Genomic DNA, 18,945 nt, shown 5'->3' on the forward strand with positions numbered 1-18,945 from the left:
GGAGAAATACCTCAGGCCGGATGCGGAGACGAACTTCTCTCCGCATCCGACCCTAAGGTCTCGACACGCGTCACGCTTCGCGCGACGCTACTCGACCAGCGATTTTCAGCCCTGGTAGCCGGTGCGCCAGCCACCCTGGTACGACTGACGGGCGACCGTCGAGTACGGGACCGGGCTGACGACGGCCCGCACGGGAAGCTGTTCGTGCTTCTCGACAGTGGCCTTCGACGTGTTCGGGTTCTCGCCCCACAGCACGCGCAGCTCGGTGCCTTCGGGCACGTCGGGCGAGATCGTCGCGAGCGACAGCGCGCGCTTCTCGTTCGAGCTGTAGCCGGTGAACATCGAGTAGCCCACGACCGTGCCGTCGGCATCCACGACGGCGTCGTAGTTGGCCGAGCCGTAGTTCGCCAGCGGCAGGTCGAAGAACTTGTGCGACGGGCCGTCGACGTCGAACAGCGACGCGAAGATCTTCGTGACGTCGTCGGCATCCCAGGCGAGCGTGACCTTCTTGCGCTGCGACGCGGGGTCGATCTTCTCGAGCGCGTCGCGGCCGATGAAGTCGTGGTCGAACTTCACGAACGAGCCGTAGCCGAGCTCCCACGGGGTGAGGTAGTAGTCCTCGATGTTCTTCGACAGGAACGAGCCGGCGAGGGTGCCGGTGGCCTCGTAGGAGTCACCGGGCAGCCAGTCGCGGTAGCCCTGCTCTTCGGCGCCCGTGTAGATCGCGGGCAGCGGCGACGGGATCCAGCCCGACTCGAGCGTGTTCGACGGGTAGGCACGCGACCCGACGGGCACGAGACCGAACTCCTTGCCGGCTTCGACGATCGCGTCGCGGATGAGGTGGTGGTCGGCGTAGGGACCCCACAGCTCGAGGCCGGGGGCGCCGGCCATGCCGTGACGCAGCGTGCGCACCGTCTTGCCGGCGATGTTCATCGTCGACATCGTGAAGAACTTCAGCTGCTCGAGCGGCCCGCCGTTGAGCTTCTCGATGACCGACCACGCGGCCGGGCCCTGAATCTGGAAGCGGTAGTACCTGCGCGACACCGCGTCGCCGTAGGGGCGCGAGTTCGAGCGGCGGTCGACCACGACATCCAGGTTCTGGTAGCCGCCGGTCTCGCCGTGGTACATGAGCCAGTTGGATGCCGGCGCGCGGCCGACATAGACGTACTCGTCTTCCGCTTCGCGGAACAGGATGCCGTCACCGATGACATGACCGGATGCCGTGGTCGGCACATACTGCTTGGCCTTGTCGACCGGGAAGACGGCGGTGGAGTTGATCGCCGTGTCGGAGATCAGCTTGATCGCGTCGGAACCCTTGAGGAAGACGTTGTCCATGTGGTGCGACTGGTCGTAGAGCACGGCCGTCTGGCGCCAGGCCTGCTGCTCCTTGATCCAGTTCTGGAAGTCGGCCGGCACGACGGGATAGATGTACGAGCCGATCTGCGAGTTGCGAAGCAGTTCGACGGGGCTGCCGGCCGCGGCGATGGCTTCGGTGAGGTTCTTTGCCATGGTTCCTTCTCCGTTGAATACCTATGGAAATAGGTGTTGTGTGGGTGTAAAAGGGCCCGGACGGGCCCGGGGGTGCTAAAAGACGATGGTCTGGCGACCGGCGCGGATGACGCGGTCTTCGCAGTGCGCGAGCACGGCACGGGAGAGCACTTCGCGCTCCACGTAGGCGCCCTTGCGCTGCAGATCACTGGCCGTGTCGGCGTGGTTGACGCGCACGACGTCCTGCTCGATGATCGGGCCCTCGTCGAGCTCTTCGGTCACGTAGTGGGCGGTCGCACCGATGAGTTTGACGCCGCGCTCCTTCGCCTTCTTGTAGGGCCCCGCGCCGATGAACGCGGGCAGGAAGGAGTGGTGGATGTTGATCACCGGAACGCCGACCTTCTCAAGGAAGCCCTCCGACAGGATCTGCATGTACCGAGCCAGCACGACGAGGTCGGCATTGCCCGTGATGAGGTCGACGATCTTGTTCTCCGAGACCGACTTGTCGGCTCCGGTGACGCTCGGCACGTGGAAGAACGGGATGCCGAACGAGCGCACGTCTTCGGCCATGTCGGTGTGGTTGCTGATCACCATCGGCACGGCCATCGGGATCTCACCGCGGCGGTGCCGCCAGAGCAGGTCGAGCAGGCAGTGGTCGCTCTTCGAGGCCAGGATGATGACCCGCTTCGGGCTTGCGCGGTGCGTCAGCGTCCACGTCATCCCGAGGTCTGTGCCGAGGATCTGCTCGAGGTCGGCTTCGAGCGCCGGGGAGTTGACCACCAGGTCGGGCAGGTCGAAGACCGTGCGCTGGAAGAACTGGCCGCCCTCGGGATCGTCGGTGTACTGGTCGAGTGCGACGATGTTCGCGCCGTGCTGCGACAGCGTCGACGAGACCGCCGCGACGATGCCCGGGCGGTCGGCACCGTGCACGATGAGGACGGCCTGGTTCGAACGGCCCGCGGGCGCCTGTGCCGCAGTCGGCTTGGCGTCGGTCATGGTCACAGCTTCTCCTTGAAGTCGCGGATCCACTCGGATGTCGCGGTCAGTCCGCCGAAAGTGTAGAAGTGCAACTTCACCACACCGTGCGTGGCGGGGTCGAGTTTCTTGGCGAGGCGTTTGATGAACTTGTCGGGGCCGGCGGTGCCCATGAGGTTGGTGAGCGACAGGCCGTACTTCTTGGCGATTCCGGCGCTCGACGCGACGCCGAACCGGGCGGCGAACGACAGCAGCCGCTTGATGCCGGCCGGGCCGGGAACGCCGACACGGATCTCGTAGTCGATGCCCGCGGCGCGCACCTTCTCGATCCAGGCGACGACCGGGTCTTCGTCGAACCCGAACTGGGTGAGGATCGTGCCCGGCGTGCCCTGCTCGGTGAGGGTCGCGTGCTTGCCGGTGATCGCCGTCCAGAGCTGTTCGTCGGAGATGTCGGGGTGACCCTCCGGGTAGCCGGCGATCGAGATGTCCTTCGCGCCGAACTGCTGAAGCAGGCCGGTCTTGATGACGTCGTGCGAGTCCTCGTACGGACCCTCGGGCGTCGACGGGTCGCCGCCGACCGAGAACACGTGCGTCGAGGTGCCCTGCGCCTGCAGCGCGCCGAGGAACTCCTCGAGCTGCGCTTGCGACGACAACCGCCGGGCGGAGATGTGCGGCACCGGCACGAAGCCGTGGTCGAGCACGGCCTTCGAGGCGACGAGGCGCATCTCGAGGTCTTCGTTGCCGAGGAAGGTCACGTTGACGCGCGTGCCGCGCGGCAGCAACGGTGCCGCTTCGAGCAGGCCGGGCACGTCTTTGCCCGTCATCTCGAGCGAGAAGTCTTCGAGCAGCTGGGCGGGGGTGTAGTTGGCAGATTCAGCGGTCGCCATGAGGGTGTTCCTTCCGACATCGTCGTCGCGAGACAGACTACCTATCACCATAGGTAGTTGTCCAGTAACGGTTCCGATGAGCGGAATCAGCCCTTCAACTGTTCGGCGAGATACCCCTTCAGTCGATCGAGAGAGATCCGCTCCTGCGCCATCGTGTCGCGTTCCCGGACGGTCACGGCTTTGTCTTCCAATGAATCGAAGTCGACGGTCACGCAGAACGGGGTGCCGATCTCATCCTGACGGCGGTAGCGGCGCCCGATCGCGCCGGCGTCGTCGAACTCGATCATCCAGTCCTGCCGCAGGTCGGCGGCGAGCTCCTTCGCGACGGGCGAGAGCTGTTCGTTGCGCGACAGCGGCAGCACGGCGACCTTCACGGGCGCGAGTCGGCGGTCGAGCCGCAGCACGGTGCGCTTGTCCACGCCGCCCTTCGTGTTCGGGGCCTCGTCTTCGGCGTACGCGTCGACGAGGAACGCCATCAGGGCGCGCGTCAGCCCGAACGCCGGCTCGATCACGTACGGCGTCCAGCGCTCGTTCGTGGTCTGGTCGAAGTACGACAGGTCGACGCCCGACTCCTTCGAGTGGGTCGACAGGTCGAAGTCGGTGCGGTTGGCGACACCCATCAGTTCGCCGAACTCACTGCCGGCGAAGCCGAAGCGGTACTCCAGGTCGACGGTGCGCTTGGAGTAGTGCGACAGCTTCTCTTTCGGATGCTCGTAGCGCCGCAGATTCTCAGGCGTGAGCCCCAGGCCGAGGAACCACTGCTCACACTGGTCGATCCAGTAGGTGAACCACTCCTCGTCGGTGCCCTCCTGCACGAAGAACTCCATCTCCATCTGCTCGAACTCGCGGGTTCGGAAGATGAAGTTGCCGGGGGTGATCTCGTTGCGGAAGCTCTTGCCGACCTGGGCGATGCCGAACGGCGGCTTCATCCGGGCGCTCGAGAGCACGTTGGCGAAGTTCACGAAGATGCCCTGCGCCGTCTCGGGACGCAGGTAGTGCAGGCCCGCCTCGTCGTCGACCGGGCCGAGGTAGGTCTTCAGCAGGCCGCTGAATTCACGTGGCTCGGTCCACTGACCGCGCGTGCCGCAGTTCTCGCAGGCGATGTCGGCCATGCCGTTCGCAGGGTAGCGGCCCTTTTTCTCTTCGAAGGCTTCGAGCAGGTGATCTTGGCGGTAGCGCTTGTGACAGCTCAGGCACTCGACGAGCGGGTCGGAGAACACCGCGACGTGGCCGGAGGCCTCCCACACGCGCTTGGGCAGGATGACGGAGGAGTCGATGCCGACGATGTCGTCGCGCGTCTGCACCATGAACTTCCACCACTCGCGCTTGATGTTCTCTTTCAGCGCGGTGCCGAGCGGCCCGTAGTCCCAGGCGGAGCGGGATCCCCCGTAGATCTCGCCGGACTGGAAGACGAAGCCGCGACGCTTCGCGAGCGAGATGATCGAGTCGAGCGGGGTGGGACTAGGCATCCTGGCCAGAATACCGGCGCGCCATCCCCGACACTGACGCCACCGCAGCAGCGATCTCGGCGACGACGGTTTCGGCCACCGCCGGGGTGAACCCCGCGCCGAAGCTGAAGCGCACCGCCGTCTGTGCCACTTCGGGCGCGATCCCGAGCGCGAGCAGCGTCGGCGAGGGCTCGTCGGACCCCTCGGCGCACGCCGATCCGCTCGAGCAGACGATGCCGCCCATCCCCAGTTCGATCAGCACCGCCTCGCCGGCGGTTCCGGGGAAGCAGAACGAAGCGTGGCCCGGTAGGCGGTGCTGTCGCGACCCGGTGAGGATGCTGCGGGGCACGTCGCGCAGGACGCCGTCGATGAGGATGTCGCGGGCTGCGGCGATCGCACCCGCCGACATCCGCAGGCGTGGCCGATCGGCGAGAGCCGCGGCGAGCGCAATCGCTCCGAGGAGGTTCTCGGTGCCGGCGCGGCGCCCGCGCTCCTGGCCGCCGCCGTGCAGCAACGGTTCCAGCGGCACGCCGGCACGCACGAGCAGCGCCCCGACGCCCGGGGGCGTGCCGAGCTTGTGCCCGGCGATACTCACGGCGTCGACCCCGAGTGCGGCGGGCGAGACGTCGAACCACGGGGCCGCTTGGACCGCGTCGACGTGCATGCGGGTACCCGCGGCACGCGCCACGGCCGCCAGGTCGGCGATCGGTTGGACGGTTCCGAGCTCGTTGCTCGCGTAGGCGATCGACACCAGCGTCGTCTCGGCGCGGATCGCGTGTCCGAGCGCGGCGGGACTCACGCGACCCGCCTCGTCGACCGGCAGCACCTCGATCTCGAAGCCGTGGGCGCGCCGCAGGTACTCGCAGCTCTCCCGCACCGCTTCGTGCTCGAGCCGAGAGATCACGATGTGCCGACCGCGGGGATCGGCCAGCGCGATCCCCTTGATGGCCAGGTTGTCGGCCTCGGTGCCGCCCGAGGTGAGCACGAGCTCACCGGGACGGCAGCCGAGCTCCGCGGCGATCTGCGCCCGGGCATCCGCGAGTGCGCGTGCGGCCCGCTCCCCCGGCTCGTGCCGACTCGACGGGTTGGCCGAGTCGGTTGTCGTCAGAAACGTCGTCAGGGCCGCGACGACCGCGGGGCTCACGGGGCTCGCGGCGGCGTGGTCGAGGTTGAATCTCACGCGCGTACCTCCACGTCGAGCCCGAGGTCGAGCGCCCGCGGGCTGTGGGTGAGTGCACCGACCGAGATGACATCCACGCCCGTCGCGGCGATCGCGGCGACCGTGTCGAGGCTCACCCCACCGCTGGCTTCGACGAGGGCGCGGCCGGCGACGAGCGCGACGCCTTCGCGCAACTCGTCGGGCGTGAAGTTGTCGAGCATGATCGTGTCGACTCCCGCCGCGACGACGGGTTCGATCTGGTCGAGCCGGTCGACCTCGACCTCGAGGTGGGTGGTGTGGCCGATGCGGGCGCGCGCGGCGCGGATGGCATCGCCGATCGGCACCCCGGCGGCCGCGAGCACCGCGAGGTGGTTGTCTTTCGCGAGCACGGCATCCGACAGCGAGAAGCGGTGGTTGTGTCCGCCGCCGTCGCGCACGGCCTGGCGTTCGAGCACCCGCAGCCCCGGCGTGGTCTTACGGGTGTCGACGATGCGGGCGGTTGTGCCCGCCGCCGCCTCGACATAGCGGGCCGTGAGCGTCGCGATGCCCGACATCCGCTGCGTGAGGTTGAGGGCGATCCGCTCGGCGCGCAACACCGCCCGGGCGGATCCTTCGACGCGGGCAAGCACGGTGCCGACCTCGAAGCGTCCACCGTCGGCCACCAACAGTTCGACGGTCGTCGCCGGGTCGACGAGGCCGAAGACCCGCGCGAACACGTCGGCCCCGCTGAACACCCCCGGCTCACGCGCGACGAGTGCCGCCGTCGCCCGTGCATCAGCCGGCAGGAAGACCTCCGAGGTGAGGTCACCCCACGGCGCGTCCTCGTCGAGAGCGCGCTGGATGATGTCGTCGATCGCACTCATGCGGCGGCCTCGGCTGCCCGCGCGGCCGGGAGGGCGTCGTGCACCGAGTGCGTCCACGCCTCGCTCGGTGCGGGGAAGTCGGTGCGGAAGTGCGCGCCGCGCGACTCCTCGCGTCGCAGGGCGGCGTGCACGAGCAGCCTGCCGAGGTCGAGCAGGTTGGCGTCTTCCCGCCCGGCGGGCGTCGGATCGTCAGCCCGCCACCCGGCGAGCACGGCGGCAGCCTCGGTGAGCCCGCAGGCATCCCGCTCGAGGCCCGCGTGCTTCCACATGAGTTCGCGCAGCGCGCCACGGTCGACCGGGGCAGCGCCCGCAACGGGGACCAAGGCGGATGATTCGGCCATGAGTTCGAGCGGAGAGCCGGGCACCTCGAGCGCGTCGGCGGCCCGCCAGGCGAACACGAGCGACTCAAGCAGCGAGTTGGAGGCGAGCCGGTTGGCGCCGTGTACACCCGTGCACGCCGCCTCGCCGACCGCGAAGAGTCCGGGCAGCGTCGTGCGGCCGTCGATGTCGGTGGGGATGCCGCCCATCGCGTAGTGCGCTGCTGGGGTCACCGGCATCGGAGTCACCGTCCAGTCGATGCCGCGCTCGGCGCACGCGGCGGTGATGCCCGGGAATCTCGCGCGCAGGAACTCCGCGCCGAGCGCCGTCGCGTCGAGGACGACGGGCTTCCCGCCTTGCCACGCCATCGCCTGCGCGATCCCCCGGGCGACGACATCGCGAGGCGCGAGCTCGGCATCCGCATGCAGGTCGACCATGAATCGCTGGCCCTCGGCATCACGCAGAACCGCGCCCTCACCGCGCACCGCCTCGGAGACCAGGTGATTGCCGGGCAACGCGAGCGCGGTCGGGTGGAATTGGTAGAACTCGAGATCCGACACCGCGGCACCCGCCCGCCACGCGGCGGCGATGCCGTCGCCCGTCGCGACCTCGGGGTTGGTGGTGTGGCGGAACAGCTGCCCCGCACCGCCGCTCGCGAGCACGACGACGTCGGCCGGGATGCGATGGGCCGCCCCGCCGGCGGAGAGAACGTCGACGCCGCGAACCTCGCCGGCATCCATCACCAGATCGGTCACGAAGGTGTGCTCGTGCACCTCGATCGCCCGCCGCCGCACCGCGCGCAACAGGGCCGACTCGATCGCGAACCCGGTCGCATCCCCGCCGGCGTGCAGCACGCGGCGCGAGGAGTGCGCCGCTTCGTGGCCGCGCACCAGCTCGCCCTCGGCCCCCTCGCCCGCAACTCTGTCGAACTCCACGCCGAGGGCGATGAGGTCGCGCACCCGCTGCGGCCCCTCGGCGCACAGCACCTCGACCGCGCCCGGGTCGCACAGGCCTGCGCCCGCGCGCAGAGTATCGGCGATGTGGCTCTCGACCGAGTCGTCGGGAAACATCGCCACCGCGATACCGCCCTGCGCGTACCGGGTGTTGCTTTCAGAGAGGCGCGACTTCGTGACGAGCACGACGTCGTGGCGCTCGCTCGCCCGGTGCGCCGCGATGAGCCCCGCGATGCCCGTGCCGACGACAACGACGCGCATCAGGCCCCCTTCGGCTTCGCGGCGAGCATCCGGTCGAGGGCGACGCGCGCATCCGCCGCCACCTGCTCGTGCACCCGGATCAGGTTGGGCCGCCGCCCGGCGACCAGTTCCTCGAGCACCCACGCGAGATACCCCGGGTGGATGCGGTACATCGTGGAGCACGGGCACACCACCGGGTCGAGGCAGAAGATCTCGTGCTGCGGGTGCTCGGCGGCGAGCCGGTTGACCATGTTGATCTCGGTGCCGATCGCGAACGTCGTGGGTTCGGTCGCGGCGGCGACGGCCTTGCGGATGTAGTCGGTCGACCCCGCCTCGTCGGCGGCGTCGACGACCGGCATCGGGCACTCGGGGTGCACGATCACCCGCACGCCGGGGTGCTCGGCCCGCGCCCGCTCGACCTGGGCGACGGTGAAGCGCTTGTGCACGCTGCAGAAGCCGTGCCACAACACCACGCGGGCATCCTGCAGTTCCTCGGCCGTGTTGCCGCCGAGCGGTTTGCGCGGGTTCCACATCGGCATCCGCTCGAGTGGCACGCCCATCTTCTTGGCGGTGTTGCGGCCGAGGTGCTGGTCGGGAAAGAACAGCACCCGCTGCCCGCGCTCGAACGCCCACTCGAGCACCGTTTCGGCGTTCGACGAGGTGCAGACGATGCCGCCGTGCCGGCCGCAGAACGCCTTGAGCGCGGCCGAGGAGTTCATGTACGTGACCGGGATGATGGGCGCGCGGCCGTCGGCATCCTCCTCGGTTCCGTAGAGCTCTTCGAGTTGCGCCCAGCACTCCTCGACGCTGTCTTCGTCGGCCATGTCGGCCATCGAGCAGCCCGCGGCGAGGTTGGGCAGGATGACGTCCTGCCCCGGCCGGGCGAGGATGTCGGCCGTTTCAGCCATGAAGTGCACGCCGCAGAACACGATCGCCTCGGCGTTGGGCACCGTCTGCGCGGCGTTCGCGAGCTGGAACGAGTCGCCGAGGAAGTCGGCGTGCTGTATGACCTCGTCGCGCTGGTAGAAGTGCCCGAGGATGACGACCCGCTCGCCGAGGGCGGCCTTCGCGGCGCGGATGCGGGCGTGCAGGTCGGCGGCGTCGGCTTCCCGGTACGCGGCGGGCAGCTCGCCCTGCCGAGGTGAACCGGTCGGGATGACGTCGCCCATGCTCGACCCCGGGCCGTAGCCGGGCGCGGCGTCGAACTCCCACGGCCCCTTCGCGAGGTCGGTGCTGCACGCCTCGTCGGGCGCGGAGCGGATGAGCACGTCGATCGAGGTCACTGCGATTCCTCCGGGGTGGGGCGGGTGAGCGGGCCGTTGTCGGCGAGCTGCAAGGTCGTGTCGTAGCGATACAGGCGCGGCGGGCGGTGGCGGCCGCCGGGCACCGTCTCGCCGGTGTCGACGAGCACACCCGAGGCTTCGATGTGCCGGCGGAAGTTGGCCGGGTCGAGGGGCCGCTCCAGCACGATCTCGTGCACGCGACGCAGTTCGGCGAGCGTGAAGGTCTCGCCGAGCAGGGCGTGGGCGATGCGCGAGTACTCCATCTTGGTGCGCAGCCTCCAGAGGGCGTACCGCACGATGAGGTTGTGGTCGAAGGCCAGGTCGGGCAGCTCGTCGGCGGCGAACCAGCGCACGTTGTCGTCTTCAACCGCGCGGTCGGCGAGCTCGGCGCGCACGAGCGCCCAGTACACGACCGACACGACGCGTCCGGTCGGCGAGCGGTCGGGGTCGCCGAACGCGTAGAGCTGCTCGAGGTATGCCGGGCGGAGGGCGGTGGTCTCGAAGAGCTTGCGCGCGGCGGTGTCGTCGAGACTCTCGGCGGGCTCGGCGGCCCCGCCGGGAAGCGACCACCGGCCGGCGAACGGGTCGCGGGTGCGGCGTACGAGCGGGATCGACAGCTCGGCCTCATCCCCCTCGGGGCGCAGCGCGAAGATCACCGTCGACACGGCGAGATCGATCCGCGTGCTCACCTGACCCCCTTAGTAAAGGTCGATATGACCCGAACAGAGGATATCACTTAAGGTCGGCGCGACCCTAACCGGGGCCTACCCGATCACTCGGGCAACGGCTTCGACGTCGGAGAGGTCGTTCCAGAGGTGGAACGACGCGCGTAGGCGTCCGGCGCGACCCGAGACCCGGATGCCGGCGTCGATGAGCTTCTTCAGGTCGCCACCCGACGCATCCGGCCAGGTGACGATCGCCTGATGCTGCGGCGGGATGCCGACCGCCTCACACAGCGCGTCGCCGAGTCCGCTCGTGAGGGCCCACACCTCGGCGATGTCGAGTCCCGCGAAGAGGGCAATCGCCGGTTCGGCGCCGATCCAGGCCTGCCACGCCGGCGACACGTCGAAACGCCGCGCGTCGGTCGCGAGGTGCATCGTCGGGCCGTAGGTGCTCGTCCACACGTCGTCGCCCGCATACCAGCCAGCCTGCAGAGGTGCGAGCAGCGGGTCGAAGCGCTCGCGGAGTGTGAGGAACGCGACGCCGCGCGGCGAGCACAACCACTTGTAGGTGTGGCACACGGTGACGTCGAACAGGCTCGCGTCGACCGGCAGCACCCCGGCCGCCTGGGTGACGTCGCAGAACGTGAACGCGTCATGTCGCGCGGCCGCCTCGAGGATCGCGTCGGTCGCGGCCACCACCCCGGTCGCCGACTGCACGAGCGAGAAGACGACGAGCCAGGTCTCATCCGTCACCGATTCGGCGAGCGCTTCGAGTGGAACGACCCGGGTACGGATTCCCGCCCGCTGCAGGAAGGGGAACTCGATCGACGAGAAGTCGCCCTCGGGCATCAGCACTTCGGCACCCTCGGGCACCGCTGCCGCAACGAGGGCGGCGAGTACTGAGGTCTGCGACCCGATCGCGACGCGGCCGGGTGGAACACCGACGAGGCGCGCATACGACTCCCGGGCACGGGCGATTCCCGCGTCGTAGCCCTGCGGGTCGCGGTCGGCCGCCTCCCACGCGTTGAGGTCGGCGCGCATCGCCGCGACCGCGGAATCGGGCGGGAGCCCGATCGACGCGACCGCGAGGTACCCGCGCGGTTCCCGGAACTCATCGATCGCAGCGACAAGCGCCGCGGAATGTGCCATGGCCCGAGTCTCGTCGCCTGTTCTCGCGGCGACAAGAGGCCGCATCGCCCGGGCCGGACTGCTACGCCTGCGGGGCGTCGACCGCTCCGCCGAAGCGCCGCGCCCGTCCGGCGTAGATCTCGATCGCGTGCCACAGGTCTTCGCGGGTGAAGTCGGGCCAGAGCGTGTCGAGGAACACCATCTCGGCGTAGGCCGACTGCCACATCATGAAGTTGCTCGTGCGCTGCTCGCCCGATGAGCGCACGAAGAGGTCGACATCGGGCAGATCGGGCACGTAGAGATGCTTCTGCAGGGTCTTCTCGCTGATGCGGTCGGGTTTGATTCGCCCGGCCGCGACGTCCGCGGCGATCTTGCGCACGGCATCCACGACTTCGACGCGCCCGCCGTAGTTGACGCACATCGTGAGGGTGAGGGTCGTGTTGCGCGCCGTCAGGCGTTCGGCGACCTCGAGTTCGTCGATCACCGAGCGCCACAGCCGCGGCCGACGTCCGGCCCATTTCACGCGCACGCCCCACTCGTGCAACTGGTCACGGCGGCGGCGGATGACGTCGCGGTTGAAGCCCATCAGGAACCGCACCTCGTCGGGGCTGCGCGACCAGTTCTCGGTCGAGAACGCATACGCCGACAGGTGGGTCACCCCGACTTGGATGGCGCCGGCGACGACATCCAGCAGGCTCGCCTCCCCCGCCTTGTGCCCCTCCACCCGCGACAGCCCACGCCGGTTCGCCCAGCGGCCGTTGCCATCCATCACCAAAGCGACATGCTTCGGCACTCCTGCGACGGAGGGCGGCCGCAGCCCCGTCCAGTCGATCGGCAAACCGGTCATGCGATGGTCCGATCGACGTGTTGCAGCGACCGCAGGCCGCGCTCGAGGTGGAACTGCGTGTAGGCGGCGACGACGCCGGATGCCTGGGCTCGGGTGCGCTCATCGGCGCCTTCCGCGGTGGGCCAGTCGCCGGCGAGCAGGGCGGCGAGGGCGCCGAGGGTGCCGGGGTCGAGGCGCGGAGCTCCGGGCGGCGCGACGGCGTCGCTCACGACCCCGCCGAGCTGCACGACGAACGCCGAATGACCAGGCCCCGCCTCGCCGGTGACGGCACAGTCGACGAACGACGGCGCCCAGCCGGCGATCGAGAGGGCACGCAGCAGGTACGAGTCGAGGGTGAGCCCCGGAGCGTGCTCGGCCTTCGCGAGTGACCGCAGCGCTCCGACGAGCAGTAGGTAGTGCTGTAGACCGGCGTCGTGGTCGGTGAGCCGGTCGGCGGCTTCGACCATCGCGGTCGCCGCGGTGAACCGCGGGTAGTCGTCGACGATGTCGGCGCCGTAGGCCCCGATCGATTCGGCCTGCTGGATGATGTCGAGGCTGCGGCCCTTGTAGAGCTGCAGGTCGGCGACCATGAACGGCTCGAGCCGCGCGCCGAAGCGCGACGCCGTGCGCCGCACGCCCTTCGCCACGGCGCGGATCTTGCCGTGCTTGCGGCTGAGCATCGTCACGATGCGGTCGGCCTCGCCGAGCTTGTGGGTGCGCAACACGACGGCTTCGTCGCGATACGTCATGCCCATGGGGATAAGTCTCCCGCGTTCCGCCTGTGATGATGGGGAGGTGGAGGAGAGAGAATGACCAACATCCTCGTCACCGGCGCCACCTCCGGCCCCGGGCGCCCGCTCGTCGAGAAGCTCCGTGCCGCAGGCCACGAGGTTCGGGCGATGAGCCGCACCCCGGGTGACGGCCGGGCCACCGCCGACCTTTCGAGCGGCGCCGGACTGAATGCGGCGCTCACCGGAGCCGAGACCGTCGTGCACCTGGCGACCAACCGCCGCAAGGATCTGCCCGACACCGAACGGCTGCTCGCCGCTGCGCGGGCGGCCGGGGTGGCGCATCTCGTCTTCCTGTCGATTGTCGGGGTCGACCGCATCCCTTACGCGTATTACCGCGACAAGGCCGCGAGCGAACAGGCGATCGCGGCGTCGGGCATCCCGTTCACGATCCTGCGCGCCACCCAGTTCCACTCGTTCCCGGGCGAGGTCATCGCGATGCTCGGCGGCCGGCTGTTCGTCGGGGGGCTGAAGATCCAGCCGATCGGCGTCGAGGACGTCGCGACCCGGCTCGCGGAACTCGCGACCGGCGCACCCGCGGGGCGGGTTGCTGACATCGGCGGCCCCGAGATCCTCGAGGCGCACGACATCCTCACCCGTCTACAGCGCGCGGGCCGCGCGAAGCCCCGCGTGCTCTCGATCGCCCTGCCGGGAAAGACGTTCGCGGCCTTCACAGCCGGCCACCACCTCGCCGGGCTCCCCGGCTCCGGCACCCAGACCTTCGACGAGTGGCTCGCCTCGGGCGCCTCGAAGTAGCGCAGCTGCTTTCCGTTTTCAGGATGGTGTGGGGTTGGAGTGACGGATGTTGCGTTCCGACCGCGATCCTCACCACACCCGTCACATCCGCCACATCCTTTCCTGAAAACGGAAAGATGAGGACCGTGCCCCCCGAGCTGACCGCGTTCACCATCCCGTTCTGGGCCGACCTGTTGGCCGTCGGCATCGGGTCGCTGCAGGGGGCGATGTTCGCCGCGCAGTTCCGGGATCGGCGGCTCGACTTACTCGGGGTGGCGATCATCGGCATCGCGACCGGGTTCGGTGGCGGTCTCATTCGCGACCTGCTGCTGAACGAGACCCCGAAGGCACTGCAGAGCAACTGGTATCTGCCCGTCGCGACCGGGGCGGCCCTCATCGGGATGCTGCTGGAGCGAATCTTCTCGCGGCTTGCGAAGGTGATCACGGTGCTCGACGCCCTCACGATCGGGCTGTTCGGCGCGATCGGCACGACCGCCGCCCTCGCCGCCGGGTTGCCCGAGATCCCGGCGGTCTTCGTCGGCGTGCTCGCGGCGGTCGGCGGCTCGATCCTGCGTGACCTGCTGCTGGCGCTGCCGATCGCCCTCATGCACGTCGGCTCGCTCTACGCCGTCGCCGCCCTCGTCGGAGCGATCAGCATCGTGGTGCTCGTCGGCTTCGGCGTCGCCATCCCGATCGCCGCGAGCGTCGGGGTCGTGCTGACCTTCACCGTGCGGGTGCTCGCGGTGCTCTTCCGCTGGAGCCTTCCCGAGCAGCGGCGCATCGAACGCATCCCCCGCCTCATCCGCAAACCGAAGCCACCCACCCGGGATGCTTGATTCCCTCGTCGCCCGGCTGCGCGCGGTGGGTTGCGTCTTCGCCGAAGAGGAGGCCGCCGAGATCCGCCGCGTCTTCGGCACCGATGAGCAGCGGACGGAGCAGATAGTCGCCGCCCGCACGAACGGCATCCCCCTCGAACACGCTCTGGGTACGGCCAACTTCGCGGGAGTCGAGGTCGCCGTCGGCCCCGGCGTCTTCGTACCCAGGGCGCGTGCCGAGGTTCTCGTCGATGCCGCCGTCGCGGCGCGCCCCGGCGCCCGCGTCGTCGTCGATCTCGGCACGGGCTCTGGCGCGATCGCCGCGGCACTCGGCACACGCCTTCCCCGCGCCGAGATTCATGGCGTTGACCTCGACCCCGCGGCGCTCGCCTACGCCCGCTGCAACGCCGCCCGCTACGGCTTCACCGTGCACGAGGGCGACTGGTGGAATGCCCTGCCGCAGGACCTCCAGGCACGGGTCGACCTCGCCGTCGCCTATCTCCCTCACGTACCGACATCACGCCTCGACGAGATCCCCGGCGACTACCGTACCCACGAACCGGACCTCGCCGTGGCGGGTGGCCCCGACGGCCTCGATCCCCTTCGTGCCGTGTTGCGCGACTTGGACTCATGGTTGTCACCTGACGGCGTACTCGTCACGCTCGTCGCCGAAGAGCAGCTGGGGGCAGCACGAGCACTGGGCCAAGGAAGACGCGTCGCCCTCACCGTTGGCGTTCGCTGATCATCACCATGTCTTCGATCTTCGACCCGTTGGGTCACGCGCCCCGGGGCCGTCACAGGGTTCCGGGCGCAGCCCACCGCGACCCTGACCGTAGGTATGGGCTTGCCCGGGGATCTCGATGCACGCTTCGCGGCACTCGGCCCGCGGGCAGGGTCAGTAGAGCAGCAGGGTGAGGCGGCGGCGGGCTGCGGCGACTCGGGGGTCGTCAGCGCCGGCGATCTCGAAGTACTCCAGCAGACGGCTGCGCACCGCCTCGCGGCCCTCGCCGTCGAGTGACGGGAAGAGGTCGAGCAGTCGGGCGAAGGCGTCGTCGAGGTGTCCGCCGCTGACGTCGAGGTCGGCGACGGCGAGTTGTGCGGCGGCGGATGCCGGGGCGGCCGCGGCCGCGGCTCGCAGGTCGTCGGCGACCGCACCGTCGAGACGTTGCAACAGGGACGCCTGGGCGAGCCCGGCGACGGCGAGGGTGTCGCGGGGGTTCTGCGCGATCGCCTTGCGGTAGGCCGCGACGGCGCCCGCGTAATCTCCGGTGGAGATCGCGTCGAAGGCTTCTTGGTGGAGGGGCGGCAGCGGCTCTTCGACGGGTTCCCCGGGTTCGGGTGCGTCACCGTCTGGGGCGAGCGCGTTCGGGTCGAGCGCGCCGGTGATGCCGTTCTGTTGCGCCACCTGCAACAGTTGATCGAACACCTGCCGCACCTGCTCGTCGGCGGGGGTGCCCACGAAGAGCGGCACCGGACGACCACCGAGGATGCCCGCGGCAGCCGGCACTTCGCGCACCTGGAATGCCTCGGCGATGCCCGGGTTCGCCTGAGCGTCGACGGTCGCCAACACGAGGCGTCCGCCGTAGGACTCGACGATCGGGCCGAGAGCTGGGGCGATGCCGGCCCCGTAGAGCTCGACGATCACCGGCACGCGGGAGGAGAGTTCAACGATCTGCGGGAAGGTCGCCTCGGTGACCTCGACGACGAGTCCGCTGCCCGCCGGTTCGGGGGCGGATCCCGGGGCAGGGGGCGGGGTGTTCGCCCGACGAACGAGGCCGGAGAGGTCGACGGCGCCGCGCAGGCTCGGTCCAGGGTTGCTCATCGGTTCCAGCTTCGCACGGTGCGTGGACGCTAGGGGATTTCGGTGGCGGCGACGAGACCCTGCGCGTAGCCCAGCACAATGATCTTCTGATCGGTCGCGCCCGCAGGCGGCACGTAGAACAGCAGTTGCACACCGTAGGTCGCGACGATGCCGCGAGTCGACTGCGTCTTGCCCGACAGCGCCTTGACCTGCCCCGCCGGGTTGACGGCGGCGCCCGCCTCCACCGGGGTGACGGTCTCGACATCTTCGAGGACAGCCGCGACGAGCTGTCCGGAGTCGTTCGTGTTGAAGGCGACGACCGGATCGTCACCGGGGCCGTTGGCGAACTCGATCGTCGCGCTGGAGGGTAGTTCGGCCCGCCGCTGCGTCTTGTAGTCGGCGCCGATCTGCTCCCGCAGGGCGTCGCCATCCGCCTCGAACAGGTCGGCGAACTCGCTGTCGTCGCCGTTGATCAGCACATCGCCATACGCGGCGGCGAGTTCCTCAGGAGGCAGCAGGCCGAAGCCGTTGCTCGGCGGAAGGGCCGGCGCCCCGAGCTCGGGCGGCGCGACGTTGGGCACCGACGCGATGAGGGTGACGACGTAGGAGGCCTTGTAGTTCTCGCGCGGGGACTCCTGGGTGAGCATGATCCCGACGGCCTGTACACCCGTGTCACGGGTCACGGCGAACACCCGCCGCGGCCAGCTGTCGGTCTGTTCGGGAAGCACGACCTCGACGATTTCGGACGGGATCGCCGCGAGGGGCGCGACCGCGGAGTCGGCGGCGCGGATCGTGTAGTTGGCCGTGCGCAGTGCGAGCGCCGGGCCGGTGAGTCTTTCGGTCGCAAGAGTGGCATCCGCGGTCGCGTCGGCGTCGGCCACCGTATCGACGACGTCGACGAGGATGGTGGCGAACTGCCCGGAGGTCACGGCCACCGGAGTCGTCTCGAAGTCGGGGGTCGGACTCGCGCCGGGCGCCGGCTGCACGCCGACGGTGCACCCGCTCAGCAACAGACCAGCGACCGTGAGCGAGCCTGCCGCCACGAAGGCCCGGCGGCGGCCGGAGCCGGACTTCGCGGGCTCCAGCTCGGGAGTCGGTTTGCCACCTCGCCGCTTGTCGGGCTTGAGCTGGGGCGGCTTGGGTCGTTTCGGCAGTTTCGGGGTCGAACGGCGCGGCCCGCGGCTGCCGCGGACATTGACCAGGGCCCAAAGGAACGCACCGAGTCCGACGAGCAGCAGCACGATGCCGCCGACGATGAGGGGCCCGGATGCCGGGGCGGAGTTGTCGAGCGGCCAGGTGATGCTGACGTCGACGGGAACCGATGGCTCCTCGGCGGCCTCGGCTCCGTCTTCGGTCGATTCGACCGGTGCCTCGTCGGTCACCTCGGTGCCGTCCGCGGGGATCGGATCCACCCCGATGATGACCGAGATGCCCTCGGGGGCGTTGATCTTGCGCGTCAGAACGTCAGTGCCGGTGAACTCTCGCAGCCACAGATCCGACCCGGCGATCGAGGGCACCTCGGCTGCGGTCTCGGAGCCCTGAACGACCTGAGTTGTCAGCTCCAGCGACTCGGCATCCCAGCTGATCTCGTTGTAGCTGGCCTCGCCGACCCACGCCAGCACGTCGGAGGTGCGGCCGTAAGCGAGCACGATCTCGCCGTCGGCCGCGAGCTCGATCGACTGCGTTCCCGCGTTCGCGTTGAGCGTCGCGGCGTCGATCACGGTGAGCGGGGCGTCGCCGGTGACCACCGACGAGGAGATGGATGCCGGTCCAGCGAACACGGTGCGCTGAGCGACACCGAGCCCGATAGCGGCGGCGGCGAGGACGAGCGCGACGATCGCGACGACGAATCGCACGGGTGGGTACCTCCCGGCGGTAGTTAGGCAAAGACATTCCAGAATACCTGGCCTCCTGTACGGGGCCTGGGAGTCGCCTGAAACGCGACGCCTCTCACCGGCTGTCCCCCGGCGGCATCCCCCGGTCTGGCGGGGCAGATGGGCCGTTACACTTGCGAGGGTTCCCAGCATTGTCGGGAACCATCCACGCAAAGTCGAACCATCGAACGGGGAGTTGCACGTGGCGTCCGAAGACACGGGTTTCAGCACCGAACTACGGGGCTACAAGAAGGACGAGGTCGACTCGGTCGTCAGCGAGCTACGCCGCGACCTGATCAAGGCCAACGCCGAGAAGACCGACCAGACCAAAGAGATCAAGCGGCTGCAGGCCGTCACCGAAGACCTCCAGGCGGAACTCGACGAGGTGGGGAGCCCCACCTACTCGGGCCTCGGCACCAAGCTCGAGAACACCCTCCGCGTCGCCGAAGAGCAGTCCACCCGGCTGATCAGCCAGGCCGACATCGACGCCGAGCGGATGCGTCAGGCCGTGCAGCAGGAAATCGACTCGTTGCGTGCCGAAGCAGCCGCGCACGTCGACAGCACCGTGTCGGAGGCCCGCGCCGAGGCGGAGCGCACGGTTCGCGATGCCCGCGACGAAGCCGACGCCATCATCTCCGCCGCGCAGGCCGAGGCCGAGACCGCCCGCCAGGACGGGTTGCGGGAGGCCGCCGCGCTGCGCGG

Annotated in this window: 18 protein-coding genes; 4 read left to right on the forward strand and 14 right to left on the reverse strand. The window is 69.5% G+C overall.

Features of this window, described 5'->3' with window-relative positions:
* Window positions 1–105 precede the first annotated feature (105 nt).
* The 12 genes from ligM to recO all read right to left on the reverse strand — a co-directional run bounded on the left by ligM (window position 106) and on the right by recO (window position 12,985).
* Window positions 106–1,509 (reverse strand): vanillate/3-O-methylgallate O-demethylase, encoded by a 1,404-nt coding sequence (gene ligM / locus WBL06_RS09540; RefSeq protein ID WP_424455758.1) that lies wholly within the window; start codon window positions 1,507–1,509, stop codon window positions 106–108.
* Between the two features lie 75 nt (window positions 1,510–1,584).
* Entirely contained in the window at window positions 1,585–2,484 is a 900-nt protein-coding gene (gene purU / locus WBL06_RS09545) for a formyltetrahydrofolate deformylase (RefSeq protein ID WP_424455777.1), read from the reverse strand.
* A 2-nt stretch (window positions 2,485–2,486) separates the two neighbouring features.
* Window positions 2,487–3,350 carry a methylenetetrahydrofolate reductase gene (locus WBL06_RS09550; protein WP_424455759.1) on the reverse strand — a complete coding sequence of 288 codons (864 nt, stop codon included), beginning with the start codon at window positions 3,348–3,350 and terminating at the stop codon, window positions 2,487–2,489.
* A gap of 86 nt (window positions 3,351–3,436) precedes the next feature.
* Entirely contained in the window at window positions 3,437–4,819 is a 1,383-nt protein-coding gene (locus tag WBL06_RS09555) for a glycine--tRNA ligase (RefSeq protein WP_424455760.1), read from the reverse strand.
* On the reverse strand, window positions 4,812–5,978 hold the full coding sequence (locus WBL06_RS09560) for a cysteine desulfurase family protein (protein ID WP_424455761.1): 1,167 nt from the start codon (window positions 5,976–5,978) through the stop codon (window positions 4,812–4,814). Before WBL06_RS09560 ends, WBL06_RS09555 begins: the two co-directional genes overlap by 8 nt.
* A complete protein-coding gene (nadC, locus tag WBL06_RS09565) occupies window positions 5,975–6,820 on the reverse strand; it encodes a carboxylating nicotinate-nucleotide diphosphorylase (protein WP_424455762.1) in 846 nt (281 codons plus the stop codon). The genes WBL06_RS09560 and nadC overlap by 4 nt, the downstream gene beginning before the upstream one ends.
* Window positions 6,817–8,352, reverse strand: a complete 1,536-nt coding sequence (gene nadB, locus WBL06_RS09570; RefSeq protein WP_424455763.1) for an L-aspartate oxidase — start codon at window positions 8,350–8,352, stop codon at window positions 6,817–6,819. The genes nadC and nadB overlap by 4 nt, the downstream gene beginning before the upstream one ends.
* Entirely contained in the window at window positions 8,352–9,614 is a 1,263-nt protein-coding gene (gene nadA / locus WBL06_RS09575; RefSeq protein ID WP_424455764.1) for a quinolinate synthase NadA, read from the reverse strand. The genes nadB and nadA overlap by 1 nt, the downstream gene beginning before the upstream one ends.
* On the reverse strand, window positions 9,611–10,303 hold the full coding sequence (locus WBL06_RS09580; protein ID WP_424455765.1) for an NUDIX hydrolase: 693 nt from the start codon (window positions 10,301–10,303) through the stop codon (window positions 9,611–9,613). The genes nadA and WBL06_RS09580 overlap by 4 nt, the downstream gene beginning before the upstream one ends.
* A 75-nt stretch (window positions 10,304–10,378) precedes the next feature.
* Window positions 10,379–11,425 carry an aminotransferase class V-fold PLP-dependent enzyme gene (locus tag WBL06_RS09585; protein ID WP_424455766.1) on the reverse strand — a complete coding sequence of 349 codons (1,047 nt, stop codon included), beginning with the start codon at window positions 11,423–11,425 and terminating at the stop codon, window positions 10,379–10,381.
* Between the two features lie 61 nt (window positions 11,426–11,486).
* Complete coding sequence (locus WBL06_RS09590) at window positions 11,487–12,251, reverse strand: isoprenyl transferase (RefSeq protein ID WP_424455767.1); 765 nt, start codon at window positions 12,249–12,251, stop codon at window positions 11,487–11,489.
* Window positions 12,248–12,985 carry a DNA repair protein RecO gene (gene recO, locus WBL06_RS09595; RefSeq protein ID WP_424455768.1) on the reverse strand — a complete coding sequence of 246 codons (738 nt, stop codon included), beginning with the start codon at window positions 12,983–12,985 and terminating at the stop codon, window positions 12,248–12,250. The genes WBL06_RS09590 and recO overlap by 4 nt, the downstream gene beginning before the upstream one ends.
* 54 nt (window positions 12,986–13,039) lie before the next feature.
* Between recO and WBL06_RS09600 the strand changes: the two genes are divergently transcribed.
* The 3 genes from WBL06_RS09600 to WBL06_RS09610 all read left to right on the forward strand — a co-directional run bounded on the left by WBL06_RS09600 (window position 13,040) and on the right by WBL06_RS09610 (window position 15,310).
* Window positions 13,040–13,774, forward strand: a complete 735-nt coding sequence (locus WBL06_RS09600; protein ID WP_424455769.1) for an SDR family oxidoreductase — start codon at window positions 13,040–13,042, stop codon at window positions 13,772–13,774.
* Window positions 13,775–13,890: 116 nt separating this feature from the next.
* On the forward strand, window positions 13,891–14,589 hold the full coding sequence (locus WBL06_RS09605) for a trimeric intracellular cation channel family protein (protein WP_424455770.1): 699 nt from the start codon (window positions 13,891–13,893) through the stop codon (window positions 14,587–14,589).
* Window positions 14,582–15,310: a N5-glutamine methyltransferase family protein gene (locus tag WBL06_RS09610; RefSeq protein WP_424455771.1), complete on the forward strand. Its 729-nt coding sequence runs from the start codon at window positions 14,582–14,584 to the stop codon at window positions 15,308–15,310. The genes WBL06_RS09605 and WBL06_RS09610 overlap by 8 nt, the downstream gene beginning before the upstream one ends.
* 153 nt (window positions 15,311–15,463) lie before the next feature.
* On the opposite strand, the gene WBL06_RS09615 is transcribed toward WBL06_RS09610, so the two are convergent.
* Together WBL06_RS09615 and WBL06_RS09620 are read right to left on the reverse strand one after the other, a co-directional pair.
* Window positions 15,464–16,390: a tetratricopeptide repeat protein gene (locus tag WBL06_RS09615; RefSeq protein ID WP_424455772.1), complete on the reverse strand. Its 927-nt coding sequence runs from the start codon at window positions 16,388–16,390 to the stop codon at window positions 15,464–15,466.
* 29 nt (window positions 16,391–16,419) lie between these two features.
* Window positions 16,420–18,225, reverse strand: coding sequence for a hypothetical protein (locus tag WBL06_RS09620; protein ID WP_424455773.1), 1,806 nt, complete (start codon window positions 18,223–18,225; stop codon window positions 16,420–16,422).
* A 220-nt stretch (window positions 18,226–18,445) separates the two neighbouring features.
* Between WBL06_RS09620 and WBL06_RS09625 the strand changes: the two genes are divergently transcribed.
* Window positions 18,446–18,945: DivIVA domain-containing protein (locus tag WBL06_RS09625; RefSeq protein ID WP_424455774.1), on the forward strand; the 500-nt coding region annotated here is incomplete at its 3' end.

This window comes from Pseudolysinimonas sp., from assembly GCF_049651805.1.
GTDB lineage: Bacteria > Actinomycetota > Actinomycetes > Actinomycetales > Microbacteriaceae > Pseudolysinimonas_A.